General features: G+C 64.9%; 25 protein-coding genes. 14 read left to right on the top strand and 11 right to left on the bottom strand.

What is annotated here, in order from left to right; translation table 11 throughout:
- Positions 1 to 470 (bottom strand): DUF3617 family protein (locus MKI88_RS18400; RefSeq protein ID WP_241633011.1); only part of this gene is annotated, 470 nt, incomplete at its 3' end.
- Positions 471 to 765: 295 nt separating this feature from the next.
- Here MKI88_RS18400 and MKI88_RS18395 point away from each other — a divergent pair.
- From MKI88_RS18395 to MKI88_RS18385, 3 genes are all read left to right on the top strand, one after another.
- Positions 766 to 1104 (top strand): P-II family nitrogen regulator, encoded by a 339-nt coding sequence (locus MKI88_RS18395; RefSeq protein WP_241633010.1) that lies wholly within the window; start codon positions 766 to 768, stop codon positions 1102 to 1104.
- Positions 1105 to 1196: 92 nt separating this feature from the next.
- Positions 1197 to 2609 (top strand): type I glutamate--ammonia ligase, encoded by a 1413-nt coding sequence (glnA, locus tag MKI88_RS18390; protein ID WP_241633009.1) that lies wholly within the window; start codon positions 1197 to 1199, stop codon positions 2607 to 2609.
- Between the two features lie 132 nt (positions 2610 to 2741).
- Positions 2742 to 4166: an aldehyde dehydrogenase family protein gene (locus MKI88_RS18385; RefSeq protein ID WP_241633008.1), complete on the top strand. Its 1425-nt coding sequence runs from the start codon at positions 2742 to 2744 to the stop codon at positions 4164 to 4166.
- 161 nt (positions 4167 to 4327) lie between these two features.
- On the opposite strand, the gene MKI88_RS18380 is transcribed toward MKI88_RS18385, so the two are convergent.
- From MKI88_RS18380 to MKI88_RS18355, 6 genes are all read right to left on the bottom strand, one after another.
- On the bottom strand, positions 4328 to 4843 hold the full coding sequence (locus MKI88_RS18380) for a chromate resistance protein ChrB domain-containing protein (RefSeq protein ID WP_241633007.1): 516 nt from the start codon (positions 4841 to 4843) through the stop codon (positions 4328 to 4330).
- A gap of 149 nt (positions 4844 to 4992) precedes the next feature.
- Positions 4993 to 5343: a DUF3147 family protein gene (locus MKI88_RS18375; RefSeq protein WP_241633012.1), complete on the bottom strand. Its 351-nt coding sequence runs from the start codon at positions 5341 to 5343 to the stop codon at positions 4993 to 4995.
- A gap of 130 nt (positions 5344 to 5473) precedes the next feature.
- On the bottom strand, positions 5474 to 5791 hold the full coding sequence (locus MKI88_RS18370; RefSeq protein ID WP_241633006.1) for a zf-TFIIB domain-containing protein: 318 nt from the start codon (positions 5789 to 5791) through the stop codon (positions 5474 to 5476).
- Between the two features lie 78 nt (positions 5792 to 5869).
- On the bottom strand, positions 5870 to 10042 hold the full coding sequence (locus MKI88_RS18365) for a translocation/assembly module TamB domain-containing protein (RefSeq protein WP_241633005.1): 4173 nt from the start codon (positions 10040 to 10042) through the stop codon (positions 5870 to 5872).
- On the bottom strand, positions 10042 to 12009 hold the full coding sequence (locus tag MKI88_RS18360; RefSeq protein ID WP_241633004.1) for an autotransporter assembly complex family protein: 1968 nt from the start codon (positions 12007 to 12009) through the stop codon (positions 10042 to 10044). Before MKI88_RS18360 ends, MKI88_RS18365 begins: the two co-directional genes overlap by 1 nt.
- A gap of 92 nt (positions 12010 to 12101) precedes the next feature.
- Positions 12102 to 12308, bottom strand: a complete 207-nt coding sequence (locus MKI88_RS18355) for a hypothetical protein (RefSeq protein WP_241633003.1) — start codon at positions 12306 to 12308, stop codon at positions 12102 to 12104.
- 181 nt (positions 12309 to 12489) lie between these two features.
- Here MKI88_RS18355 and MKI88_RS18350 point away from each other — a divergent pair, with 181 nt between their 5' ends.
- Positions 12490 to 12669, top strand: coding sequence for a hypothetical protein (locus tag MKI88_RS18350; protein ID WP_241633002.1), 180 nt, complete (start codon positions 12490 to 12492; stop codon positions 12667 to 12669).
- Positions 12670 to 12672: 3 nt separating this feature from the next.
- Here MKI88_RS18350 and MKI88_RS18345 read toward each other — a convergent pair whose 3' ends face one another.
- Positions 12673 to 13347, bottom strand: a complete 675-nt coding sequence (locus MKI88_RS18345; RefSeq protein ID WP_241633001.1) for a S24 family peptidase — start codon at positions 13345 to 13347, stop codon at positions 12673 to 12675.
- Between the two features lie 95 nt (positions 13348 to 13442).
- Here MKI88_RS18345 and MKI88_RS18340 point away from each other — a divergent pair, with 95 nt between their 5' ends.
- Both MKI88_RS18340 and MKI88_RS18335 read left to right on the top strand, forming a co-directional pair.
- Entirely contained in the window at positions 13443 to 13631 is a 189-nt protein-coding gene (locus tag MKI88_RS18340; protein WP_241633000.1) for a hypothetical protein, read from the top strand.
- The gene (locus MKI88_RS18335) at positions 13628 to 13942 is read left to right on the top strand and encodes a hypothetical protein (RefSeq protein WP_241632999.1); all 315 of its coding nucleotides are present in this window, start codon (positions 13628 to 13630) and stop codon (positions 13940 to 13942) included. Before MKI88_RS18340 ends, MKI88_RS18335 begins: the two co-directional genes overlap by 4 nt.
- Positions 13943 to 13949: 7 nt before the next feature.
- Here the strand turns inward: MKI88_RS18335 and MKI88_RS18330 are convergent, their stop codons facing one another.
- Together MKI88_RS18330 and MKI88_RS18325 are read right to left on the bottom strand one after the other, a co-directional pair.
- Entirely contained in the window at positions 13950 to 14849 is a 900-nt protein-coding gene (locus MKI88_RS18330; protein WP_241632998.1) for a hypothetical protein, read from the bottom strand.
- An 11-nt stretch (positions 14850 to 14860) separates the two neighbouring features.
- Complete coding sequence (locus MKI88_RS18325) at positions 14861 to 16066, bottom strand: TIGR04063 family PEP-CTERM/XrtA system glycosyltransferase (RefSeq protein WP_241632997.1); 1206 nt, start codon at positions 16064 to 16066, stop codon at positions 14861 to 14863.
- A 91-nt stretch (positions 16067 to 16157) separates the two neighbouring features.
- Between MKI88_RS18325 and MKI88_RS18320 the strand changes: the two genes are divergently transcribed.
- From MKI88_RS18320 to MKI88_RS18285, 8 genes are all read left to right on the top strand, one after another.
- Positions 16158 to 16298 carry a hypothetical protein gene (locus MKI88_RS18320; protein WP_241632996.1) on the top strand — a complete coding sequence of 47 codons (141 nt, stop codon included), beginning with the start codon at positions 16158 to 16160 and terminating at the stop codon, positions 16296 to 16298.
- Complete coding sequence (locus tag MKI88_RS18315; RefSeq protein WP_241632995.1) at positions 16291 to 17652, top strand: putative O-glycosylation ligase, exosortase A system-associated; 1362 nt, start codon at positions 16291 to 16293, stop codon at positions 17650 to 17652. The genes MKI88_RS18320 and MKI88_RS18315 overlap by 8 nt, the downstream gene beginning before the upstream one ends.
- On the top strand, positions 17649 to 18722 hold the full coding sequence (locus tag MKI88_RS18310; protein ID WP_241632994.1) for an acyltransferase: 1074 nt from the start codon (positions 17649 to 17651) through the stop codon (positions 18720 to 18722). The genes MKI88_RS18315 and MKI88_RS18310 overlap by 4 nt, the downstream gene beginning before the upstream one ends.
- Positions 18723 to 18784: 62 nt before the next feature.
- Positions 18785 to 19786 (top strand): DNA topoisomerase IB, encoded by a 1002-nt coding sequence (locus MKI88_RS18305; RefSeq protein ID WP_241632993.1) that lies wholly within the window; start codon positions 18785 to 18787, stop codon positions 19784 to 19786.
- 12 nt (positions 19787 to 19798) lie between these two features.
- Positions 19799 to 20959: a mechanosensitive ion channel family protein gene (locus MKI88_RS18300; protein ID WP_241632992.1), complete on the top strand. Its 1161-nt coding sequence runs from the start codon at positions 19799 to 19801 to the stop codon at positions 20957 to 20959.
- A gap of 217 nt (positions 20960 to 21176) precedes the next feature.
- The gene (locus tag MKI88_RS18295) at positions 21177 to 21635 is read left to right on the top strand and encodes a MaoC family dehydratase (RefSeq protein ID WP_241632991.1); all 459 of its coding nucleotides are present in this window, start codon (positions 21177 to 21179) and stop codon (positions 21633 to 21635) included.
- A 138-nt stretch (positions 21636 to 21773) separates the two neighbouring features.
- The gene (locus MKI88_RS18290; protein ID WP_241632990.1) at positions 21774 to 22952 is read left to right on the top strand and encodes an acetyl-CoA C-acyltransferase; all 1179 of its coding nucleotides are present in this window, start codon (positions 21774 to 21776) and stop codon (positions 22950 to 22952) included.
- A gap of 209 nt (positions 22953 to 23161) precedes the next feature.
- The gene (locus MKI88_RS18285; protein WP_241632989.1) at positions 23162 to 25489 is read left to right on the top strand and encodes a BTAD domain-containing putative transcriptional regulator; all 2328 of its coding nucleotides are present in this window, start codon (positions 23162 to 23164) and stop codon (positions 25487 to 25489) included.
- A 50-nt stretch (positions 25490 to 25539) separates the two neighbouring features.
- Here the strand turns inward: MKI88_RS18285 and MKI88_RS18280 are convergent, their stop codons facing one another.
- Positions 25540 to 25911 carry a UrcA family protein gene (locus MKI88_RS18280; RefSeq protein ID WP_241632988.1) on the bottom strand — a complete coding sequence of 124 codons (372 nt, stop codon included), beginning with the start codon at positions 25909 to 25911 and terminating at the stop codon, positions 25540 to 25542.
- Positions 25912 to 26225: the final 314 nt, after the last annotated feature.

Below are 26225 nucleotides of genomic sequence, written 5' to 3'. Positions count from 1 at the left end.
CCGCCCATCCAGCGGCCCTTGCTTTGCGAGAGGTCGCCGTGGCGCTTGCCGTCGACGAACGAATAGAGGCCGAGCTTCATGTCGAAGTCGATCGCGCTGCCCGACAGCGTGACCTCGGCCTCGGTCTCGCTTCCCCCAGGCTGCTTGCAGCGCGCCGTGACCATGAGCCCCTGCGCGCCCTTGCTGCGCGTCTTGACGCATTCGGGCGTCGATGTGGTCGAGAACATCGTGCGCAGATCCTCCTCAATCTCCTTGCCGATGCAGCGGAGCCGCTTGGCGCTGGTCCCGTCGGACTCGAAGTCGGTGACTTCCCAGATGCCGGGGCGGAAGCGCGGGACGCCCGTCGCGTCGAGCGGAGGCTGGCTTGCGGCCTTGGGTTCTGCCCCGGGCTCGCTGCTGGCATTGTTCGAGGGTGCCTGCTGGGTGCAGGCGGCAAGCGCGACGACGGCGGGGAGTATCAGGATTCGCACAATGGGTCCTTTGAGGGGGGCTTCGAGATTCGCGCCTTCTATCGCCGAATGCGGACTCGCGTTTCGGCTTTAGCGACACGCAACTGTGCAAACTTGCGCAGGCATCGTGCGCAACCCGCGGCAAAGCGCGGATTCATGCACAGATTTTAGGCAAGATAGATCGCGTTGCCGCTTATTTCGGCAATTTTTGTGCATGTGCGAAATAGTTTTCGCCAGCTTCTTGCGACTCGCCGACTGGCACGCTTATTGAAAGACGCGCGCCAAGCGTTCAGCACGGGGAGGTCCAAGAGCGCCGATGAAGAAGATCGAAGCCATCATCAAGCCGTTCAAGCTTGATGAAGTTAAGGAGGCGCTCCACGAGGTCGGCGTATCCGGCATCACCGTGACCGAGGCCAAGGGCTTTGGGCGGCAGAAGGGGCACACCGAGCTCTATCGCGGTGCCGAATATGTCGTCGACTTTCTCCCCAAGGTGAAGCTCGAGGTCGTCGTCGAGGATGGCCTGGCCGAACGCGTGGTCGAGGCGATAGCCGCCGCCGCGCAGACCGGCCGCATCGGCGACGGCAAGATCTTCGTCATCCCCGTCGAGACCGCGCTGCGCATCCGCACCGGCGAAAGGGATGGCGACGCGATCTGATTTTCGTACCCCGGCGGACGCCGGGGTCCAGCCATTGAGTTAAACTGGGCTCCGGCCTTCGCCGGAGCGCTCTGAAAGAGAAGGCGAATATAATGGCGAATTCAGCCGCTGACATTCTGAAGAAGATCAAGGACGAGGAGATCGAGTGGGTCGATCTTCGCTTCACCGACCCCAAGGGCAAGTGGCAGCACCTGACCATGTGCGCGGGCGTGATCGGCGAGGATGAGCTGAGCGAAGGCCTGATGTTCGACGGCTCCTCGATCGAGGGCTGGAAGGCCATCAACGAGTCGGACATGATCCTGAAGCCCGACCTGAACGCGGTCTACACCGATCCCTTCTCGGCGACGCCGATGCTGATCGTGTTCTGCGACATCGTCGAGCCCGGCACCGGCGAGCTCTATGCGCGCGACCCGCGCTCGACCTCGAAGCGCGCGGAAGCCTATCTGAAGGCGACCGGCATCGGCGACACCATCTATGTCGGCCCCGAAGCCGAGTTCTTCATGTTCGACGACGTCCGTTTCGAGAACAGCTACAACGCCAGCTATTACCGGATCGACGATATCGAGCTGCCCACCAACACCGGCACCAAGTATGAGACGGGCAATCTCGGCCACCGTCCGCGCGCCAAGGGCGGCTATTTCCCCGTCGCGCCGGTGGACAGCGCGGTCGATATCCGCGCCGAGATGGTCTCCACGATGCTCGAAATGGGCCTGCCCTGCGACAAGCATCACCATGAGGTGGCGGCCGCGCAGCACGAACTCGGCCTGACCTTCGGCACGCTCGTCGAGACCGCCGACCGCATGCAGATCTACAAGTATGTCGTGCACCAGGTCGCGCAGGCCTACGGCAAGACCGCGACCTTCATGCCCAAGCCGATCAAGGAAGATAACGGTTCGGGCATGCACACCCACATGTCGATCTGGGAAAAGGGCAAGCCCCTGTTCGCGGGCGACGGCTATGCGGGCCTGAGCGACACCTGCCTCTATTTCATCGGCGGCGTCATCAAGCACGCCAAGGCGCTCAATGCGTTCACCAACCCGACCACCAACAGCTACAAGCGCCTGGTGCCGGGCTATGAAGCGCCCGTGCTGCTCGCCTATTCGAGCCGCAACCGTTCGGCTTCGTGCCGCATCCCCTACGGCACGGGCAGCAAGGCGAAGCGCGTCGAGTTCCGCTTCCCCGACGCGCTGGCGAACCCGTATCTCTGCTACGCGGCGCTGCTGATGGCGGGCCTCGACGGCATCCAGAACAAGATCCATCCCGGCGAGGCGATGGACAAGAACCTGTACGATCTGCCGCCCGCCGAGCTGGCCGAAGTGCCGACCGTCTGCGGTTCGCTCCGCGAGGCACTGGATGCGCTTACCGCCGACATGGACTTCCTGCTCAAGGGCGACGTGTTCACCCGCGACCAGATCGAGGCCTATATCGACATCAAGTGGGCCGACGTCGCGCGCTGGGAAATGACTCCCAGCCCGGTCGAATACGACATGTACTACAGCGCCTGATTTCCGTAACGGAACATCGGAACAATGGCTGGGCCCGGGAGGAAACTTCCGGGCCCGACTGATTCCGGGGGGTTGATTTCCGGGCGGAAGGTCTCAGATTGCAACGCAACCAGCCTGAACCGGAGAGACGCCATGGACAGCTATCTGAAGCATTATATCGACGGAAAATGGGTCGAGAGCATCGGTGGCAGGCGCCATGAGGTCATCAGCCCGTCAACCGAGGAAGCGTGCACCGAGATCACGCTGGGCACCCCGGCCGATGTCGATGCGGCGGTGAAGGCCGCGCGCAGGGCCTATGAGAGTTTCAGCCAGACCACGCGCGAGGAACGGCTCGCGCTGCTCGGCCGCATCGTCGAGGAATTCAAGAAGCGCGCGCCCGACCTCGCGCGTTCGATGGCGAACGAAATGGGTGCGCCGGTGAGCTTTGCGGGCACCGCGCAGGTGGGCGCGGGCATCGGCGGCTTCATGGGCACGATGTCTGCGCTCAGGGATTTCGAGTTCAGCGAGCGGCTTGGCGCGAACCTGGTGGTCTATGAGCCGATCGGCGTTGTCGGCATGATCACGCCGTGGAACTGGCCGCTCAACCAGATCGCGCTGAAGGTCGCGCCCGCGCTGGCGGCGGGCAACACGATGGTGCTCAAGCCCTCCGAAGAATGCCCCGGTAATGCCGCGATCTTCGCCGAAATCCTCGACGCCGCGGGCGTGCCGGCGGGCGTGTTCAACCTCGTCCAGGGCGACGGCCCGGGGGTCGGCGCAGCGATCTCGGCGCATCCCGGCGTCGACATGGTGAGCTTCACGGGCTCGACGCGCGCGGGCATCCTCGTCGCCAAGGCCGCTGCCGATACCGTCAAGCGCGTCCATCAGGAACTGGGCGGCAAATCGCCCAACATCGTGCTGCCCGGATCCAACCTGCCCGAGACCCTTCCCAACACCGTGGCGGGCGTGCTCGTCAATTCGGGCCAGAGCTGCATCGCGCCGACGCGTATCCTCGTGCAGAAGGACCAGATCCCCGAGGCGACCAGCGTGATCAAGGCAATCTTCGACGGCGCGAAGGTCGGTGACCCGCTGGCCGAGGGCGGTCATATGGGGCCGGTCGTCAACAAGGCGCAGTTCGACAAGATCCAGGGACTGATCCAGTCCGCGATCGACGAAGGCGCCACGCTCGAGACGGGCGGGACCGGGCTGCCGGGCAACGTCAACCGCGGCTACTACATCAAGCCGACGGTCTTTTCGGGTGTGACGCCCGACATGCGGATCGCGCGGGAAGAAATCTTCGGCCCTGTCGCCACGGTGATGAGCTATTCCGATCTCGACGAGGCGGTCGCGATCGCCAACGACACCGATTACGGCCTGTCCGCGGTCATCACCGGCGATCCGGCAAAGGCCGCGGTGGTCGCGCCGAAACTGCGCGCGGGCATGGTCGCGGTCAACAGCTGGGGCCCGGCACCGGGGGCGCCCTTTGGCGGCTACAAGCAATCGGGCAACGGCCGCGAGGGTGGTCTGTTCGGCCTCAAGGACTTCATGGAAGTAAAGGCGATCAGCGGTATTCCGGCCTGATCGTGAAAACGATCCACATCACCATACCGCTCATCCTGAGGAGAGGTTGAGCCCGGCGAAGCCTTGTCTCGAAGGACAACCGCGTCAAATCCTTCGAGACGCCGTTTCGACAAGCTCAACGGCTCCTCAGGATCAGCGGGGCCGGGTTAACCTACCCCGCCTCAGGCACGCGGGGGCGTCCAGCTATGACGCTCCCCGCGCGCATGCACTGCCCACGCATATAGCGCGTCATAAAGCAGGCAGCCGCGCTCGAGCAGCGCGTGATCATCCTCGATGCTGGCGGCCATACCGAGTGCCAGCGCGTGCAATCCGGCCGCTTCAGGCGCGAGGTCGTGGCGATCGGTGTCCGCGCCGCGGATGATCGGTGCGACCGCTGCCAGTCCCGCATCGTCAAGCGCGAAGCGTTCGAGAAAGGCGTCGAAGCTGCACAGCTCCCCGACATGCGAGAATTCCGCCCCCGGAATGTCGTAGGCGACGGCACCTTCGCGCGCCGCGACTTCGAACACTTCGGGGGTCGGGACATAGAGAAACTGCGCATCAGCATCGACAAAGCGCCGGATCAGCCAGGGACAGGCAATGCGATCGATCTTGGGACGTTCGCGCGTCACCCATTTGCTGGGCCGGCGATCGTCAAAGAGCGTATCGAGGACGGAGGTGATGTGGGATGAGCGTTCCATGTGTGTGCTCCTGTGCCCCAAGGGGCATGGAGCGGGACTTGGACGACCATCGCCTGAACGGGCGCCCGCGCTGCCCGAGCCCCGACTATAGCACAATACCGCGGCGGATCAGAGGCACATAATCCTGTGATTTCACCAATCAGTCAGGTTCAGAGCCTGAGCCCGAAGCGAGGTCCAATGAACGTCATCGCCAGATAGAGCGCGATCGTGAGCGCGCAGCCAAGCCCCAACACCAGCCAGAACGACCATCCCTGCCGGAGCAGAAATGGCATCAGTACAAACATTGGCAGCGATGGCAGGACGTACCAAAAGGTTGCGCCAACGTGGTCGGCCATGCGCACTGGATCATGCGTGTCGCGCCATAGCCATATCATGCCGAGCACGGAAATGAGCGGCAACGACGCCACGAGTGCACCGAAGCCGGGACTGCGTTTGGCGATCTCGGAAACGAGGGCGATAATAACGCCAGAGATCAGCGCCTTGATCAACAAATAGGCCATGATCGCGACATGCCGGCGCATCGCGGCAGCGGTCAATAAATAATCACCAGCGCCCGGTGCCGATGGGGACGATTTCCGATAGAACCATCTGCACCGTGCTTGTTCGAGACGCGTCCCCTGCGCCAGCGCCCTAGTCGAAAATCTCCTCGAGCCACGACTTGCGTTTCTTGTAGTAGCGCGGATCCTGGTGGCCGCCGTGATAACGATCGTCCGAATAGCGGTCGTGCCCGGCCCATGGCTTTTGCTGCTGCGGTGGAGGCGCTGCCTGTTGCGGTGCGGCTGCGGGCGCCGCGCTGCGCTCGATGATCTTGTCGAGTTCGCCACGATCGAGCCAGATGCCACGGCATTGCGGGCAATAGTCGATCTCGATGCCCTGCCGGTCGCTCATCGCAAGACCGACCTTGCAGACGGGACACAGCATTGCCGAAACGGCTTCGGGGGTACGCATACTCGCTCCTTTACTTTTCCGGGCACTTCCTGATCGGAAAACCGGTTCCCACTTTTCGGGTAAGTGCCTGGGGGGGGGTTAATAGTCCTTCGAGATGCGAACGTTCACGCTCTCGCGTCCTATTGTGGAGATCGCGCCGAGGATCGACAACCACCTCGTGATCTGGAATTCGACGCGCGTGGCGGAATAGCCCTGCCCGTCGGTGATGACCTCGACATAGGTTTGCCGCGTCAGATACTTGCCCGCCGCGACCGAGGTTCCCTGCCCCGTCGTGGTATCGGCAGGCAGGATCCGCAGCCGATCCAGCCCCGCCGCCTCGCGCACCGCGTTGATCGGGTTGAGCCCGCCGCTGCCGCCCTGCAGCGCCGCCACTGCTGCTGCGAGCTGAAGCGCCTCGGGCGCCGACAAATTGGTGATCGAGGTGCCGAACAACAGCCGCGAGAGCAGTTCGTCCTCGGGCATCGCGGGAATGCTGGTGAAGTCGATTTCGGGACGCTGGCCCGTACCCGAAACGCGGATCGCGGCATTGAGTCCCTGAAGATTCGCGACAGCCACGATATCGATCGTCGGATCGGGCGGGCTGTTGCCGCTGAAGCGGATCATGCCGCGCTCGATATCGAAACGCCGTCCCGCGAATTCATAGCCGCCGCGGATCAGATCCGCGCGGCCCAGAATCGAGGGGGCCTCCACCGTGCCGCCGATCTCGAGGTCGGCGCGCCATTCGCTGTCGAGGCCGAGTCCCGTCACCCGCACCTGGTTGCGCGCATTGGCCTTCAGATCGAGCCGCCACGGCACCGCCGCCTGCGGGCGCTCGATCTCCTCGCCGCGACGATTGAGTTCGACCACCTTCAGACGCGGGATCGCCTGCGCAGCCGAAGCACGGCCAAGAACATAGTGGCTCTTGACGAGATCGACCTCGCCCGAAATCACGCCGCCGCGCCCGTCAGAACGAATGGCGATGGGTCCCGTCACGGTCGCGCCGATGTCGTCGCGGTTGAGAAGCACCGCATTTTTGGCGGTCAGGGCAAGGTCGATGCCGAAGCCCTCAGCGGCGGCAAAGTTGAAGCGCCCGCGCCCGCTGACCGTGCCCTCCCGGCCCGCCGTCGCGCTCATCTGGTCGACCACCAACTGCGAGCCGTTAAAGCGGCCACTGGCCTTGACGTTGGTGAGCAGCGTTCCGGTGACGGCGCTTTCAAGCCGCGCATTTTCGGTTCGCACCGATCCGCGGATGACGGGATCGGCGAGCCGGCCGGTGACGTCGGCGCCGATGGCGACCGGACCTGACAGGTCGAATATCTCGACCCCGGTCAGACGCCAGAGCGTGTCCGCAGCACCATTATAGCGGATCTGGGCAAACAGCGGCGCATTCTGCAGCCGCGTCATCAGATCCCCGGTGCCGGATAGCGGCGCGATCCGTGCCTGTGCCTGCCCGATCGTCTTGCCGTCGCTGGCAGCGACTGCACGCGCGGCGAGCTTCGTGCCATCGAGGACCGCGGTGACCCCCATGTCGATTGGCCTGGAGGAAAGCACCAGCCCCGAACGGCTGAGGCCGCGCACGCGCAGATCGGCCCGCCCCGACGGCAGATTGTCCCCGCTTTCCTGACGATAATTGAGTTTGCCCGTGGCGACGCCGCCCAGGCCAAGATCGGGCCATATCATGTCGAGCGCGCTGAGCGGCATGCGCTCGAGTGCGGCATCGACCTCGTTGGCGCCGCCGCCAAACCGCCCCCCGACGGTGACCGCGCCGCCGCTGAAACGGATACCCGTGGGCGCGAGACGCCAGCCATCTCCGTCGCGCGTCAGCACCGCCGGACCCGACAGTTCGACGGGGCGCTGATCGATCGTGCCTTCGCCGGTGAGGCGATACTGATCGGGAGAAAGGTCAGCCACCAGTTGCAGGTCGAAGGCGCGGCCGCGCGCGCCGCGCGCCAATGCACGGATCTGCCCCGTACCGCCCTTGAGCTTTGCCGTGCCCTCGAACCGCGACATTGCAAGCCCGCCGCGACGGAAACCCCTGAGATCGAAACTGGCGTCGATCGCGGTGCCCGCGGGGTCGAGCAGCATCGTCGCCTGCAACGTACCGCGACGGATCATGATCTCGGGCGGCCCTTCGAAGCGCGCGCCGCTGGCCACGAGGTCGGCGACGATCTGCTGGACGCCCCCGACGGGTGCGAAGGCAAGGCTTCCCGTGAGCCCGCCGCCCGCCAGATCGAGACGCCCGTCGAACCCGCCCGGAAGGCTTCTCAGCTGTCCCTTCGCGGTGGTGCCCGAGACCTTGATCTCCGCGATCGCGATCGTTGCGGGCTGCCCCTTGGGCAACAGGATCGCGCCCTGGCTGGTGAAGGGCCCGAGCATCGAACCGCCCGCCGCCTGATAGGCGAAGCCTTCGCTGGTCGGATCGAGCTTGAGGTTCACGTCGCTGAGGCCAAGCGCGTCCATCGGTCGTGCGAGCACGATGTCGAGCCTTGGCCGGTCTATCCGGCCGTCGAGCTTGAGCCTGAACGCGCCATATTGGCGCTGGCGCCCGCTGCCCTCGAAATAGAAGGTGCCGTCGCGGCGGCGCACGCCGCTGCCCGTCAGCGTGATCGCGGGCGCGGTCAGCTTGAGGCCGCGGAAATAGAGGATGCCGTCGGGGCCACGCTCGAGCGCGGTCGTTATGACGGGAAGCCCGCCCGCAAGCCCGCGCAGAAAGGCGTTATCGAAGCGGCGCACCCACGCCTGTCCCTTGCCGACGATCCGCGTCCCCTTGCCGCCGGGTCCGGGAACGACGTTGAAATCGGCCTTTACGTCGACAATGCCGAGGCCGGGGATCAGGTAACGGTTGAGCTGGCCGGTCAGGCCGACGTCGTAACGTCCGGTGACCAGATCGAGGAAGACCGAGATCTTGCTGGTGAGCTTGTCCGAACGCAGCTGAAGCGCGTCACCCGTCACCGTCCGCGACGTCACCTTCAAAATGCCCTCAACCGAAAGATTGGCGAGAATGCCCCCCGCCACATCCCCGACCCCCGTTACCCGGCGCGCGGTGAGCCGGACCGGCAGCGTGATCGGCGCCCTGGACAACCGACCCTTGCCCGTGGCGCGGACCTGTTCGAAGCCGGTCTTGTCGAAGGCCACCTGCGGCGCGGTCAGCAGATATTCGAAGCGCGCGGTCGCGAAGTGGCCGTCGAACAGCGTTTCGAGCCTGATGTTGCGCCCCGTCATGTTGGGAAACAATGCCCTGGGCTGGAGCAGGTCGGCGGTCACGCGCATGTCGTCGAGCGACGACCGGCCAAGGTCGACCACGCCATCGGCCTTCACCACCAGCGCACGCGCGCGCAACGCCAGTTCCATGTCGAGGCGGCGCTCAACCAGCGTACCGCGTCCTGCGACGGCGATGCGCGGCGCCGTCAGCCGCGCGAGCTTGCCCTGGTTGACCGCCGAGGGAACGAGCGTTCCGGCGAGCGTATAGACGCCTTCCTGCACGCCAAGATTCAGGTCGACGATCCGCTTGGACGACATGTCGACCAGCGCGGTGCCCTTCCAGCTCTTCCAGCGGCCATCGCCCTTGATCGCGGCACGGATGGGACGCTCGGTGCCGAGCAATTTGCCGAAGACGCTGCGCGCCGGCGCATTCAGATCGAAATCGACGTCGAAACGATCGCGGTCGGGCTCGGCATCGAGCACCAGCTTCAGCCGGTCGCCACCGCCTTCGACGCGCGCGTCAAGATTGATCCGGGCGCGTCCGGAACGGATGTCCGCGGATCCCGCAACGCGACCGATCCGGCGTTGCCCGGCAATCGCTGGCTCGATCCGCAGCCTGTCGATGCGCAATTCACCGATGCGGATATCGAAACCGGGGAGGATCGGGCCTGGCTTTTCCGGCGGAATGAATTTCGGTTTCTTGTGGAGCGTCGCAAGCGGGGCGGTAGCGCTTGTGATGTCGAGCGTATTACCCAGCCAGGCGAGCGGGTTCCAGTGGAGCCGGATATCGGGAGAATCGAACAGCAGCCCTTCGGAATCATAGACGCGCAGGTCACGCAGCCGCGCGCGATTGTAGAGCGATCCGTCGATCCGGCCGATGCGGATCTTGAGACCCGAACGCGGTGCCAGCCGTTCGATGCGGTCGATGAGGAAGCGGTGACCCGGCCCCGTGTCGATCGCCCACATTGCAGCGATGACGAGCAGGACCAGCCCGACCGCGAGGCCCAGCAGCCATGCCAGCGCGCGCCCAACGGGCTTGCGCCGTGCGACCGGGGCTGCCGCGTCGGCCATCAGAAAGCCTGCCCCAGCGAGACATAGACCGCGACCGTGGCGTCTCCTGGCTGCGGATTGAGCGGGGTGCCCACATCGATGCGAATGGGGCCGAAACTCGTATAGTAGCGCGCGCCTATGCCCGCGCCGACGCGCAGTTTGCCGATGTCGGGAAGCGTGCCCGTGCTGATATTGCCCGCGTCGACAAAGGGCACGACCCCGAAATTGCCGAAGCGCACGCGCGCCTCGAGCGAGAATTCGATGAGGCTCTTGCCGCCGATCGGATCGTTGTTGCCGTCGCGCGGGCCGATCGACTGATAACCATAGCCGCGCACCGACCCGCCGCCGCCCGCATAGAAGCGCCGCGACGGAGCGATCCGGTCGCTTTCGACGCCGTAGATCGTGCCCAGCCGCGTCCTGCCGGCAACCACGACCCTGTCGCTGATCGGGTGATAGATGCTGCCGTCGATCTGCGACTTCACATAGGCGAAGGTGCCATCCTGGAATGACAGTTCGGGAGAGACGCGCCCGCTCAGGCGAAACCCCCTGGTGGGGTCCAGCAGATTATCGGTGCTGTCATAGCCAAGCGTGCCGGGCAACGCGCCGATGAAGAAGGTGCGCCGGCGGGGCGTCGCCTCGGGGCCTTCGGTGTCGCGTTCGTCCGAGGCGAGCAGCTCGGCGCCGATCGACCAGGTCCATTTCTTCTGGAAAACGAGATTGCTCTGCCGTTCGAGATTGCCCGAAACCGTGAAGGTGCGCGCTTCATAGGCGTCGCGCTCTTCATGCTGGGCGGCGATCTGCGCGTTGAGCACGCGGTCGCGCTTCATGAAATTGTTGCGGCGAAACTGAACGCTGAGCAACTGCTCCTGCGTGCCCGCGACGCCGCGCACCGTCACCGCGCCTTCGGGCTTGAGGAAGTTGCGGTGCTGCCAGCTCGCTTCCAGTCGCGCGCCCTCGCCCGTGCCATAGCCAAGCTCGCCGGCAATGGTGCGCGGTGGCGCCGGCTCGATGGAGACCGCGATGTCGACGGTGTCGGGCGTTGCTCCGGGCACCGCCTCGACCTTCGCCGACGAGACAAGGCCCGTCGCGATCAGTGCGCGACGCAGATCGTCGATGTCCGCGGCGTCATAGGGATCGCCGGGTTTGAAACGGCCGATGCGCTGAATGTGGCGCGCGCTGAACACATCGTCATTGGCGACCGTGACCTTGCCGAACGTGCGCGGCGTTCCGGGATCGACGTTCAGGACGAGCTTCGCGGTGCGATCGTCGTGGTCGACCACGACTTCGGGTTCCTCGACCCTGGCGAAGGGAAAGCCCTGGCGGCCGATCTTGTCGCGCAGCGCGGCTTCGCCGGCCAGCACCGTGTCGGCGTTGACGGGGTCGTTTTCCTTGATCCTGAACGCCTGGCGCAGCGCCTCTGCCTTGTCGCCCGTCTGGTCGATGCCGCGGACCTCGACATCGGTGAAACGATAGACCTCGCCCGGCTCGGCGGCGAGCACGATGAGGATATGGCCGTCCGCCTCCACATTGACCTTGGTTTCGACGCGCGCGTCATAATAGCCCGCCGAACGCAGCAGCGTCTCGAGCAGCTCCTGGTCCTCGCGCGCGCGGCGATCGATCTGCGCGGCGTTGGCGGTTTTCCCCTTGCCCTGTTCGAGCGTCGACAGCTCCTTGAAACGGGCGCGCATGAGTTCGGATTCAATCTTTTCCAGCCCATCCACGCGCACACGGTATCGCCGCTCATCGGCAACCTCGACTGCCGCGGGCTGGCCGGAAGTCCCGTCCTCGGGCGGTGTTTCGGCGATGTCCTGGAGATCGGGCCATTCCACGCCGAAATCGGGCATGTCCGCCATCGGCGCCTCGGGATCGAGCATCGGCTCTTCGGTCCGAACTTCTTCCTGGGCGTGCGCCGGCAGCCATTGCGCGCACATCACAAGCGCAGCCAGCGCGGATATTCGTGCGCAAGGCTGCAGGAAGTTGAGACGCATGCCGCTTAGTTAGCGGGACTTTATCGGTCCCGCCAGCGCCGTTGCAGCCTGCGGTGTGCGGTCAGGCCGCAAAAGCCACGATTGATCACATTTCAATGTATGACGGCGGGCGTGTCCTCGAGCGACAAATGGACGATCAGGCGTTCGATCTGGCGCCAGCGGCAGAAGTTGCGGACATTGCCGCGATCGCGGCTCAGGTCGGCGCGCGCGGCGGCCTCGAAACCCGCATCGTCGCCGAAGCGCGCCATGAGGCCTACCGCCTCTTCATAGCTTGCACGATCCGCGACATATGGCGCCATTATCAGTATCCCCCGCTCAAAACCGTGGGATCCTCCCATCAAGAGCCATGCCAATCGGGCGCCCGAAGCCGATCCGCACCACGCGATGGTCAACGACGCGTTAGCCCAATGCCCTTTTGGGACAATCGCTCCGTATCGGGACGGCTGGTGTACCGCGCCGGGACGTGGCAAGGGCATCCGCATGACGCAGAAACCCACTTCCTCACCTCGCGCAGGCGGTGCCGCGATCGCGCTGTGCGCGGTGCTTGGCGTCGTCGTCGGGACGATCGCGCACCAGCCGTCGATCGGCTTGGTCGGCGGCGTGGCGGCGGGCGCCGCGATTGCCGTGGCGATCTGGCTCCGGGACCGTCGCCGCCACTGACCGTCAGGCGATCTTGCGCCCCGACCAGACCACGCGACCGATCACCGCCACATTGTCGGGATTGCAGTCGACCCAGTCAGGATAGGCGGGATTGTCACTGCGGATCGTAAAGCGCCGTCCCGACGGATTGACCGCGAGCCGCTTGACGATCAGCGCGTCGTCGATGCGCAGCACATAGATGCCATCGCGCAGACGCTCCACGCCGTCGCTGCGATCGACCAGAATCTCGTCGCCATCGGCGAGCGTGGGCGCCATCGAATCGCCCGCGACCGCGATCATCGACAGCCCCGTCGGGTTGCCGCCGACGAGCGCGCGCAACCAGCCCGCCTGGAATGCCAGGTTCACGCGCACCCGGTCTTCGGCGCCGAGCGCTCCCGGCCCCGCCGAAGCCCCGACGTCGAGCCGGGGAACGAGGATCAGATCGGGGGCATCGCGAAAGGCCGATCGTGATGCCGGCGCGCGCGGCCGCGACGGTCCGCCCAGCACAGCCTCGTCCACACCGAAATATTCGGCCAGGACGCGGCGATCGTCCTCGTCGAGCTTTTTGGGAACGCCGCGCTTGATGAACTGCTGGATATAGGCCGAATTGCGCCCGATCAGCCGCGACAAAGAGGCAAAATCCTCTCCGCGCTCACGGATAAGTCCTTCGAGATTAGTACGGATTTCTGCCGGATCCATGGCCGCATCCTAGCGATAGGAAAACTCCTAGACAAGTAGGAAATTGCGGAACAAATAGAGAACATCAACAACTGATTCTTCCAGGAGGCACCGTAATGCACCTGCTCAGGCGGATCGAAAGGCACCTGCGCCGGCACGAAATCCCGGCCACGCGCTTCGGGCGCGAGGCGGTCAGGGACCCGCGGCTGGTTCATGATCTGCGCAATGGCCGCGAACCCGGAGCGCGGCTGACCGCGCGCGTCACCCGCTATATGGATGCGGTCGATGCGGGGGTGGGCGCATGAGGGACGCACACGGCATTTTGACGCGGCGGCTCCAGGCCTGGTTGGGGACGCACGGGCTCGCGCCCATGCTGTGTTCGAGCCACAGCGAGCAATGGGCGAGCGCGACCTTCTCGGGCGCGCGACACCAGTTCGGCTTCGCGATCGATCCGGAAACCGACGATGCGCGGACGCGGCTCGAACGCGCCGGCGCTGCCATCCGCGATGCGGACTTCCTTCTGCCCGGACATATTTTGGCCGATATCGGACTGGTGCCCTCGCTCGAAGCGCCGACGCATTTCGCGATCGAGGCGCTGACCGTCGAGGCTGCCTGAACCGGAATCAGCGGCTGTGCGCGCTCATGCGCCGCAGCGTGCCGAGCGCGTCGCGCAATGCCTCATCCATGTCGCTGATGGTCTGTGTCACGGGCGGGCGCGTGTCGCGCACGGGCGCAACCGCATCCGAATGGCGCCTGCGCTCCATGCCGGCTTCCAGCCGGTTGAGCAATTCCATCAGGCTGAGCGAATCGCGATCGAGGGCCTCGGGCGCGGCGAAGGCCGGCACCTGTGCAATGCGCGGCGCCTCGACAGGCTCCGGCGCGACCGGTTCCTCCTCGACAGGGGCGAACTCGGCAATTTCAAACTGGTCGGCCGGATCACCTTCCAGCCCATCGTCGATCGCGTCGACGAAGCTGGGCAGTCGCGGCGGAACCTGCCACATCGCACGCGCAATGGGCGCGAGGTCGAGCAGTTCGGGCTGCTCCTCGACGATCGGCTCGACAAGCTCATAGGGCGCGTCGAGCGCATCGTCAGCGACCGGCTCCGCCTCGGGAATATCGAATGACGCGCCAAGATCGGTTTCGGCGAAGATCGGACGGCGCGGCTCATTCTCCTCGACGGGCGCCAGGACGCGGTGACGCGGCGCGAATTCCTCGACGATGATCGGCTCGGGCCGGGCGCGCGGGGACAGGGCGCGTGCGATACGGTCCACGAGCATCAGTCCGCCGGCCGTGAGCACCATCGCTGCCGACGCGCCTCCGATGGCGCACAAGCTGCGCGCGGTCAGACCCAGCGGGGACGCGGCGGCAGGAACGAGCGCGGGCAACCCCGAGGCCATGACGATCGTTTCGATCAGTCCGATCGGCAGGAACATGATCGCGGTCCCGACCGCCGATCCCGCAAACACCGCCATGAGGAAGGGGACAGGCAGGGCCTTGCCCCATTTGAACGCGACGGAGACCATGGTCTTATCCTTCAGAGCGCAAGCCCGGTGAGCTTCTGGTAAACGGGAAGGTAACGCGAAATGTTTGACGACCAGTTACGATCGCGCTCGACAAAGGCGCGCGCGGTTTCGCGGCGATGTTCCCAGCCTGCGCGATCCGCGAACATGTCGGCGAGCGCGGCCGCCATCGCCTCCGGATCATCCGCAGCGAACAGCGTACCGGTGACGCCGTGTTCGATCAGTTCGCAGTGCCCGCCGACATTGGATGCCGCAACCAGCCGACGTTGCGCCATCGCCTCGAGCGGCTTCAAGGGCGTCACCAGTTCGGTGAGCCGCATCGCCTTGCGTGGATAGGCGAGGATATCGGTGAGGCCATAATAGCGCTCGACCTCCCCATGAGGCACACGGCCGACGAAATGAATGCGGTCGGCGACGCTCGATGCCGCGCTCTGCGCACGCAACGCCTCCTCCATCGGGCCGCCGCCGACGAGCAGAAGATGCGCTGCCGGCCGCGCGGCGACCAGCAGCGGCATCGCCGCGATGAGATCGTCGAGCCCTTCATAATCGTAGAAGCTGCCGATAAAGCCGACCACGTCTGCGCCTTCCAGTCCCAGCGAACGCTTGAGCGCCATATCGGGTGGCGGAGGATCGCCGAACAGTTCGAGGTCGACGCCGTTGGGTGACACGATGATCTTGTTCGCATCGACACCGCGCTCGACCAGATCCCGGCGCAGCCCCTCGCAGATCACCGCGACCGCATCGGCAGCCCTGGCGGCATGCGTTTCGAGCTGACGCGTGAGCCAGTAGCGCGCAGACCCTTCGCGGCCCGTGCCGTTGCCGACCGCCGCGTCCTCCCAGAAGGCGCGAATTTCGTAGATCAGCGGGACGTCATGCCGGCGCGCGACGCGCTGCGCGGCGAGCGCGTTCAGCACGGGCGAATGCACATGAAGCTGATCGGGCTTCCATTCGCGCACAACCCGATCGAGCCGTGCGGCCAGCGCTTGGATCTCGCGCCATTCGCGCAACGGACTCGGCGCGCGCGCCGGATCCGGCGTGCGAAAGAAGAGCAGTCCGTCAACTTCTTCGACCTCGGCCGCGACCGGCGCATGGTGCCTGACCCCGGTAAGCCCTGCCACCTCCCAGCCGCACGCAAGCTGCGCCTTCAGGATCGCGCGCGTGCGGAAGGTATAGCCGCTGTGCAGCGGCAGGCTATGATCGAGAATGTGCAGGATGCGCACCGTCTTCGGGTCCCCCAGATTGTCCGATCGCGCGGCAATGCCATGAAGAGGCTTAACGCGACGTCAACTCGCGCCCGCTAAGCGCGCAGATGTGATCGACAATTTCTCCCTGGCGCTGACGCATGGCCTGCTTCTGCTCGCGGCATGGCGGCTGATGTTCCGTGCCGATCTCGATCGGGAGGACGACGATCAGGGCACTCCCCCACCGCCGCGCGGAGGCCGGAGTGCGTGATCTCGTCTTTGTAGCGTTCCTGATGGCGCTGTTCGCCACCGGGTTCCGGCGCCCCTTCCTGTTCGTGCTCGCCTATGCCTATGTCGACATCATCGCGCCCCAGCGCCTGACCTATTGGCTGCTCAATTCGGTGCCCGTGTCGATGATCGCGGCGGCGCTCGCGATGCTGTCCTGGGCGATCGTCGATGACAAGCGCAACGCGCGCGTCGCACCGCGACAGGGGCTTATGCTCCTCCTCCTGTTCTATTGCTGGATGACGACGATCGGCGCGCAATTCCCGGTAGAGGCCGCGTTCAAATGGGAATGGGTGTGGAAGGCGCTGGCCTTCGCGATCTTCCTGCCCTTGACGCTGACGACGCGGCTGAGGATCGAGGGACTCGCGCTCTACATGGTGCTGTGCGCGGCCTCGATCATCATCGTTGGCGGGATCAAGACGCTGGCATCGGGCGGCGGTTACGGCGTGCTCAACCTTATGGTCAGCAACAATGCCGGGCTCTACGAAAGCAGCACCATCTCGGCGATCGCGATCGCGATCATCCCGCTGATCCTGCACCTGATGAAGTTCGGCACGGTCTTCCCCCCCGACTGGCGCGTAAAGCTGTTCGGTGTCGCGCTGATTTTCGCGTGCCTGCTGATCCCTGTCGGCACCGAAGCACGGACGGGGCTCGTCTGCATCGGCGTGCTCGCGGTGCTGCTGCTGCGCGATGCCAGGCGACGGATTCTCTATCTGGGGCTGATGGCTGCCGCGGGCATGCTCGCCATCCCCTTCCTGCCGCAGAGCTTCACCCAGCGCATGGGCACCATCGGCGAATATCAGGCCGACAGTTCGGCATCGTCGCGCGTCGCGGTCTGGAAATGGACCTGGGACTATGCCAAGGATCATCCGCTGGGCGGCGGGTTCGATGCCTTTCGCGGCAACAACCTGCGCATCGAAAAGGTCGAGACCGAAACCGTCGGCGCGGTCAGGGACGTCACCAAGACCATCGAATATGACCAGGCGCGCGCCTATCACAGCGCCTATTTCGAGATGCTGGGCGAACAAGGCTATCCGGGGCTGCTGATCTGGCTGTCGATCCAGCTTGGCGGGCTGTGGCGGATGGAAATTCTGCGCCGGCGCTATCGGGGTGCCGGGCCCGACCAGCACTGGATCGCCTCGCTGGCGACCGCGCTCCAGAACGGACAGGTCATCTATCTGGTCGGCGCGGCGTTCATCGCGATCGCAATCCAGCCTTTCGCGCTGATGATGATCGCGCTCCAGATCGGCCTCGACACCTATGCGGGGCGCCGTACGAAAGCGCAGGCGTTCCAGCCCATGGGCGGTCCGCGCACCCGGGCGGCGCCGACGGCAGCATGACCCCCCGTACCGCCACGCTCGACAGCCTCACCGGCGTACGCGGCATCGCGGCGTGGTTCGTGGTGCTCTATCATGTTCGCTCGGGCATGGGTGGCTACCTGGCCGAGCCGATCATGTCCGTCCTCGCCAAGGGCTATCTGGCGGTCGACCTGTTCTTCATGCTTTCGGGTTTCGTGCTCTGGCTCAACTATGCCGAGCCGTTGCGCGCGCGCGGGCTCGCTGCGGCGCCGGGCTTTTACTGGCGCCGGATCGCGCGCGTCTGGCCGTTGCATGCCATGATGCTGGCCGGACTCGCCGCCTTCGCGCTGGTGCTGATCGCGACGGGGCGACCTGACGACACCAATTATCCGCTCTCCAAGCTGCCGCTGCACCTTGCGATGCTCCAGAACTGGGGTTTTACGGGCACGCTCAGCTGGAACCACCCCGCCTGGTCGATCAGCTGCGAGTTCGCTGCCTATCTGCTGTTTCCGTTGCTCGCGCTGGCGGTCGACTGGCGCCGTTTTCCTTCGGCGCTGCTGATCGCCGGGATCGGCGTGCTGGCACTACTGGCATGGCGGGTGATCGATACGCCGGGGCTCGGCGACGATATTGCGCGGCTCGGCCTCTGGCGCTGCCTGATCGAATTCACCATGGGCACGATGGTTTGCGCATTGTGGCAGCGCTGGCGCGATCAGCCGCGCGCGATCGGGGTCGCGGCGGGCGCGACAACTATCGCGGCTATGGGCTGGGCAATGGGGCTGGCCGAAACATTCAGCGTGCCCTTGCTGCTCGCGGGGCTGCTCGCGCTCCTGGCTCTCACCGACGGCGCGCGCCACAATCCGCTGCGCGCACGGCCGATCGTGTGGCTGGGCGAGGTGAGCTACGCCACCTATCTCGCGCATTTTCCGCTCTTCATCCTGTTCAAGCTGGCATGGGTCGACGATCCGGCGGCCATCCCGCCGGCGTCGATTGCGCTGTTTCTGGCGTTGGTGCTGCTTGTCTCGGCGCTACTCTATCGCTGGGTCGAGAAACCCGCGCAGCGCGCGCTCAACCGCCTCGGCTCCCGACCACGTCACGCCGCGACCGCCTGAGCGTCGGCGGAACGAAGGCGCCCCGGCAGGGTTCAGATCCGATAGGAACTGAAGGAGTTGGCGTGCCAAAGCTCTGCTATGTCGACGACAGCCTGCCGGGAATCTCGCGCCGTCGCCGCGGGCGGGCATGGGCCTATTTCGATCCCGCAGGCAATCGCATCACCGATCGCGACGAGATCGACCGGCTCAATACGATCGCGCTTCCCCCGGCTTATGAGGACGCATGGTTCTGCCCCTCGGCCGACGGGCATATCCAGGCGATCGGGTTCGATGCGAAGGGGCGCAAGCAATATCGCTACCACCCCGAATTCCGCGCGCAGCAGGAAAGCGCAAAATATGATCGCTGCGCGGATTTCGGTCGCGCGCTGCCACTGATCCGCGCGCGCGTCGAATCCGACCTGCGCCGCGGCGGGCTGGTCAGGGAACGCGCGATCGCGGCGATCGTGCGGCTGCTTGATCTTGGTCGCGTCAGGATCGGCAACGAAGCCTATGCCAGGGCCAATCGCAGTTTCGGCGCGACGACGCTGCGGACACGCCATGCCGAATTGCGCGGCCACACGCTGCACCTCAGTTATCGCGCAAAATCGGGCAGGAACCGCGTGCTGAGGGTAACCGACGGCTCGCTCGCACGCTTCGTCAAGCGTTGCCAGGATCTGCCCGGGCAGCATCTGTTCCAGTATCTGGATGATGAGGGAATCCCGCAGCCCGTAAGCTCGACCGACGTCAACGCCTATATTCGCGAGACGACGGGCGACGACTTCACCGCAAAACATTTCCGCACCTGGGGCGCGAGCGTACTCGCCTTCGAGGCGCTCCACGCCGCCAGCGAACCGATCGGCATGGCGCAGTTGCTCGAGCCCGTGGCCGCCGCGCTGGGCAATACGCCGACGATCGCGCGCAAATCCTACGTCCATCCGGCGTTGATCGCGCTCGCCGGCAAGACCAGCCCCCTGCCCTTGCATCTTCCCCGCGCCACCCGGTATCTCAGCCGCGCCGAACGCGGGCTGATCGACTGGCTCGACAACCCCCGCGCAAAATCGGTGCAATCCGCGGTTGCGGCCTGACAAGGAATGCTGATGACGTCGACCACCAACGGCGCAACGCCGATCCTCGCCCATGTGGAATCGGGCCGCACGCTGATGCAGCTCTGGGATGCCAGCATTGCGTGGATATCCAATCACAGCGTCGAGGTGCTGATCGCCTCCGGCATCGCGGTCGGCGTCGTCTTCGCGTTGCTCTTCATCCGGGGCGTGGGTGTAAAACTGTGCCGCAAGGAAGATAACACCGGCTGGCGAACGATCATCGGCCGCGCGATCTCGAAAACCGGCACCTTCTTCATGGTCATGATCGCCGCACGACTGGTCGCGGGTTATGCCGAAGCGCCCCCGCTCGTGTTCCGCACGATCACCTTCCTGTTCACCATCTCGGCGGTGCTTCAGTTCGCAGTGTGGGTGCGTGAAATCACGCTGGGCATGGTCGAGCGTCGCGCGGGCAGCGACGACTATCATGGCGAGGCGATCACCAACGCCATGGGCATCATCCGGCTGCTCGTCACCTTCGTGGTGTTCGCGATCGCGGGCGTCGTCGTGCTCGACAATCTGGGAGTCAACATCACCGGTCTGGTGGCGGGTCTCGGCATCGGCGGCATCGCGATCGGCATGGCCGCCAAGGGCGTGTTCGAGGATCTTTTCGCCGCGCTCTCGATCCTGTTCGACAAGCCCTTTCGCCGCGGCGACGCGATCAAGTGGGATAAGACCTCGGGCACGGTCGAATCCATCGGGCTCAAGACCACGCGCATCCGCGCCATCACCGGCGAGGAGATCGTCGTTTCCAACGCCAATTTGCTGAGCAAGGATGTCCACAACATGGCGCGGCTGCATCGGCGGCGTCAGGTGCTGACCTTCGGCGTCATCTACCAGACGGCACCTGAGACCTGCGCACGCATCGCCGAAATTGTCCGCGAGGAGATCGAGGCGATCGGCAAATGCCAGTTCGTGCGATGCGGCATGATCGGGCTCGGCGCATCGAGCCTCGACTATGAAGCGCAGTTCGATGTCCTGTCGCATGATTTCGAGACCGCCTTCGCGGCGCGCAACGACGCCTGCATCGCGCTGCTCCGCCGCTTCGCCACGGAAGGCATCGCGTTCGCCTATCCCACGCAGACGTCCTTCACGGCTGCGCCCGACGGAAAGATGATCATGCCCTATCCGGTCACGGGAGCCGAAGCCGAAAGCTAGGCGCACAAAGGGGGCCATCGAATCACGCGCACGGCCATTTCTGCACCATGTGCGAGCGGCACGGCGCGCTGGGGCAAGACCGATGGAAAGGTGACGTTGCGGAATCCAGCGCTTTTGACTTGATGGCTTTTCGCGCCTTATTTTCCCCTTTCCGGAGAACGTGACGCAGCGCGACAGGCGGCGCGCGCGTCCCAAGAGACGAGTAGAAAGGAAGAGGATGAAGCACGTTCCCGTTGCGGAATTGATGGCGAAAAAGGGGGAGGCCATCGGCACCTCCGAATGGATCACGGTCGATCAGGCCATGATCGACAAATTCGCCGACGCGACGGGCGACCACCAGTTCATCCATGTCGATCCCGAAGCGGCGAAGCTTACGCCCTTTGGCGGCACGATCGCGCACGGCTTCCTGACGCTTTCGCTCTTTCCACTGCTGTTCGAGAAGTCGGACGCGCTGCGCGCCGAAGGCGTGAAGATGGGCGTCAACTATGGCGGCAACAAGGTGCGTTTCCTCGCGCCCGTGCGCTCGGGAAAGCGCGTGCGCGGCCATTTCAAGCTGCTCGACCTGGAGGAAAAACGCCCCGGCCAGTACCAGCAGACCGTCGAGTTCACCGTCGAGATCGAGGGCGAGGACAAGCCCGCGCTCATCGCCGAGTGGATCAGCCAGTTTTTCGTGTGACCAGTAACGCCTTCTCCCGGCTGCGCGGGAGAGGGTTGGGTGCGCGGCTCCTGCTCCCTATCTTCGTTGCAAGAGCCCTCACCGCCGCTAATTCCCCTCCCATGAATGCGGGAGCGGGCAACCATACAGGAGCCCCCTATGCGTGACGCCGTCATCGTTTCAACCGCCCGTACCCCCATCGGCCGCGCCTATCGCGGTGCATTCAACAACCTGCCCTCCCCCACGCTCGCCAGCCATTCGATCAGGGCCGCGGTCGAGCGCGCAGGGCTCGACCCCGCAGAGGTCAACGATGTGATCTTCGGCTCCGCGCTCCAGCAGGGACATCAGGCGGGCAATATCGCGCGCACCTCGCTGCTCCGCGCCGGTCTTCCCGTCTCGGTGGCGGGCATGTCGGTCGACCGCCAGTGCGCCTCGGGGCTGATGGCGATCGCCACCGCCGCCAAGCAGGTGCTCGTCGACAATATGGATGTCGTCGTCGGTGGCGGCGTCGAATCGATCTCGCTCGTCCAGACGCCGCAGATGCGCGTCGCACCCGATCCCGAGCTCGTGGCGATGCACAAGGACATCTACATGCCGATGCTCCAGACCGCCGAGGTGGTCGCCAAGCGCTATGGCATCAGCCGCGACGCGCAGGACGAATATGCGCTCCAGTCGCAGCAGCGCACCGCCGCCGCGCAGGCCGCGGGCAAGTTCGACGACGAGATCGTTGCCGTCACCGCGAACATGGCCGTGGTCAACAAGGAGACCAAGGAGGTTTCCTACAAGGAAGTGACGCTCGCCAAGGACGAGGGCAACCGCGCCGACACCACGATCGAGGGTCTCAAGTCGCTCCAGCCCGTGCTTGGCCCCGACATGAACATCACCGCGGGCAATGCCAGCCAGCTGTCCGACGGTTCCGCCGCGAGCGTCGTGATGGAAGCCAGGCTTGCCGAGAAGAAGGGCCTCACCCCGCTTGGCCGCTATGTCGGCATGGCGGTGGCGGGCACCGAGCCCGACGAAATGGGCATCGGTCCCGTCTTCGCAATCCCCAGGCTGCTCGAGCGCTTCAACCTTAAGATGGACGATATCGGGCTGTGGGAGCTCAACGAGGCATTCGCGGTGCAGGTACTCTATTGCCGTGACAAGCTGGGCATTCCCAACGAACTGCTGAACGTCAACGGCGGCGCGATCTCGATCGGCCACCCTTACGGCATGTCGGGCGCACGCATGACCGGTCACGCGCTGATCGAGGGCAAGCGCCGCGGGGCGAAATATGTCGTCGTCACGATGTGCATCGGCGGCGGCATGGGCGCGGCGGGGCTGTTCGAAGTCCTGTAAGCCACCAGCGCGAAAAATCTTCGTTTGATACCAAACGGCTTCATGGTCCCGCAAGACCGTGAAGCCGCTTTGCTTCAAACGGTTCATCGACTGATATATATCGAGGGCTGATCGAGCGCGAAACCATCGGATTTTCGCCGTTTGCGCCGCATTCGCGCGCTGCGTTATAGTCCGGTCTTTGATCAACACGCAAACCGGGAGAGCCCCCTATGGGCCATGGCAGCGCCACCCGGGTCGCCCGCGACGCGCTCGTCGGCCCCTTTGTACTTGAATGCTGGGGGGATTTTCTGTTGCGCGACGCGCTGGGGCGCATCGTCACGCCCCGAAGCCGCAAGGCCAGGGCGCTGCTCGCCTATCTATCAAGCCGGGTCGACACACCCGTCGCGCGCGATCGGCTCGCCTTCCTGCTCTGGAGTGATCGTGGCGAAGTCCAGGCACGCGCAAGCCTTCGACAATGTCTGCACAGCCTTCACGCCTTCTCACATTCCACACCGCCACTGATTTCTGCCACGCGCGAGAGCCTGACGATGTCCGGCACCGCGCTGGTGGGCGATACGCCGCATGATATCGCGTTGCTGCCGGACGCCGTGCAGCACGGCGAAGACGAACTGTTCCGCGATCTCCACGACATCAGCGAAGGATTCGATACCTGGCTGGCGGCCGAACGCGCACGGCGCCGGTCACAACTGATCGTAACCGGGATTGCGGCGATCGAGGCACATCTCGCGCGGGGCCAGATCACCGAGGCCCGCGAGCTTGGCGACGCACTGGCGGCGATTGATCCGCTCGATGAAACAGTCGCGCGCGCAGCAATGAGGGCGGATGCACAGGCAGCAGACATGGGCGCCATCGAACGCCGCTTTGCCTCGCTGCAAAAATCGCTCGCTGCCGAACTGGGCATCAGCCCTGCCCAGGAAACACTCTCGCTCCACGAGCAACTGATGACCCAGGGATATGAGCGTCCGCATGAAAGCGATCAGCCGCAAGAGGGCGTCGCGGCGCCTTCGCAACCAGCGACCTTCGCCTCAAGCCTCAGGCCGTGGCGCAACCGCAAGATTGGCGTAGTCGCGATACTGGCGGTCATTCTCATAGGCGGGCTCGAGAAATGGCGTCAGGAACGGGCCGGTCTCGCGGTCGCTACGGTCGCGATCATGGCGCAGCCGGGCGCTGCAAGACCTGAGCAGTCGGCAGCGCTCGCAAATGCGTTGATGATGGACTTGTCGCGCTTTGCAAGCGCGAACCCGCAGCTTCTGGCAATTGTCACACCGTCCGCGGGCGCGACGGGTGGCGCGGCCAGCGATTTCCGTGTGGAGGTCAACACCGATATCGACAAGGGGCGGCAGCGTCTCGCACTGGGGCTTACGGGCGGGGAAGCCTCACAGATGCTCTGGTCGGCGACGTTCGGGGCATCACCGGACGGCAATGAGGCCGATCTGCGTCAGCAGGCAGCCGTGAAGCTGGCGGCCGTGCTGATCTGTGCGATGGATGCAAGACGATCGGCGGGCGGCGCGATCAGCACCGAAACGCTGAAACTGTATCTCGGCGTCTGCGACCGAATGCAGGGCGAGCCAGACCAGACCGTGATTGCCCAGCTTGAGCAGGTCACCCGGAACGCGCCCGGCTTCGCGCAGGGCTGGGCGGATCTGGCGCTCGCCGAGGCCAATCTTGGCGATAATGGCGACCGACCCGATGCACGGGCGCTTGCGGATCGCGCACGGCATCATCTGGTGCGCGCGCGGCAGCTCGATCCCAGACTCGGCCAGATCTACCTGGCGGAAGCGTTGCTCGCCAACGGCGCATCGGCCTTTGCCAAGCGGCTGGAGCTGCTCGACAAGGGCATAGCGATCGATCCCGATTACCCCGCCCTCCACGCCGAACGAGCGCTTGCGCTGATGCGCGTAGGCCGTATGCGCGACGCAGTCGCGAGCGCCCAGACCGCTGTCGAGTTCGATCCCTTGTCCCCATGGGTCCGCAATTCGCTCATTTCGGCGCTCGCCTATGCGGGAAATATGGCGCGCGCACGCGCATCGCTTGTCGAAATTCAACGCCTCTGGCCCGACGCGGGCAGCACGAACGAGGTGCTGTACCGGTTCAATCTGCGCTACGGCGATCCCGATCTGGCGCTGCGGCTGCTTGATGAGGCGAAGGTGGACATCGGCAGTGCCCTTGAAGAAGCCAGCCAGCGCGCATTTCTGCTAGCCCGCAAGGAACCCACACCCGCGCATGTCGATGCGGCGCTGTCGGCAGCCGGCGACAAATCCCCCCAGCCATTCCTGATCCAGGCATTCGGGCATTTCGGGCGCATCGACCAGGCCTATGCCTATCTCGACGCGCAGCAGAATGTAGCGACGCTAAGCCCGGGCACCGAGATATTGTTCAGGACGCACATGGCCGAATTTCGCCGGGATCCGCGATTCATCGGGCTTGCCGCGAAGCTAGGGCTGGTCGGCTATTGGAAATCCAGCGGAAAATGGCCTGACTTCTGCGAGGATCCCGGGCTGCGCTATGACTGCCGGCGCGAGGCCGCCAGATATTGAAGCGGCGGCCACCTTGCGGCGCCGCCGCCTCGACAGGACTGCGCCAATTCTCAGCGGGCCGCGACCATGATCCTCCGCGTCGCAAGCCGATCCTTTCCGTAGCCATCGATCGCTGCCGCAATTTGCGGATCCGCCCCGGCAATCGCCAGATGCAGGCACCGGCTGTCACGCATGTCGCGCTTCAGTTCGCGGACCGCGGAATCGATGCAAAGTTCGGTTGCCGCGCGACGCACGCGCGCGCGAAGCCGCTCCTCCCCCGCCGGTGAGGCGAGATTGAGATCGGCATAGCCGACGGCTGCCGAGGGATAGGCAGCGCCCTTGACCGTCCATTCGTCGGTTTGGGCGGTTGCTACACCGGATAACGCGCAGAGAGCGCCCACCGTAACCGCCACCAAAACGCCCTGGCTGAAGCTGCTCATCATTGCCTCCTCGTCCGATGCGCACCCAAGTGGCCCGCATCGCGACATTCAGCATCTGGCGTGAACACAGCGGCATTAGCGCGTCATCGACGCGTCAAAAAACCGAAAAATGCCGTCAATTCGCATGCCATCTTGAACGGATGCGTCGCCGCAGCGGCTCCGGTTCCATGACGTCTGTCGATCCGCCACGAGCGGACCCGAATGGGCGCATTACTTGTTCGCGAACTGCCCCGTCTCGGCGCCGAAATTGTCCCGCGCAAAGGTGCGGGCCGCAGTGGCGCTTTTGAACAGCTGTTCATGCAAGGTCGCGGTGACGA

This window comes from Sphingomonas sp. LaA6.9 (assembly GCF_022601895.1).
Taxonomy (GTDB): Bacteria; Pseudomonadota; Alphaproteobacteria; order Sphingomonadales; family Sphingomonadaceae; genus Sphingobium_A.
This window is presented reverse-complemented; position numbering and strand designations above follow the sequence as displayed.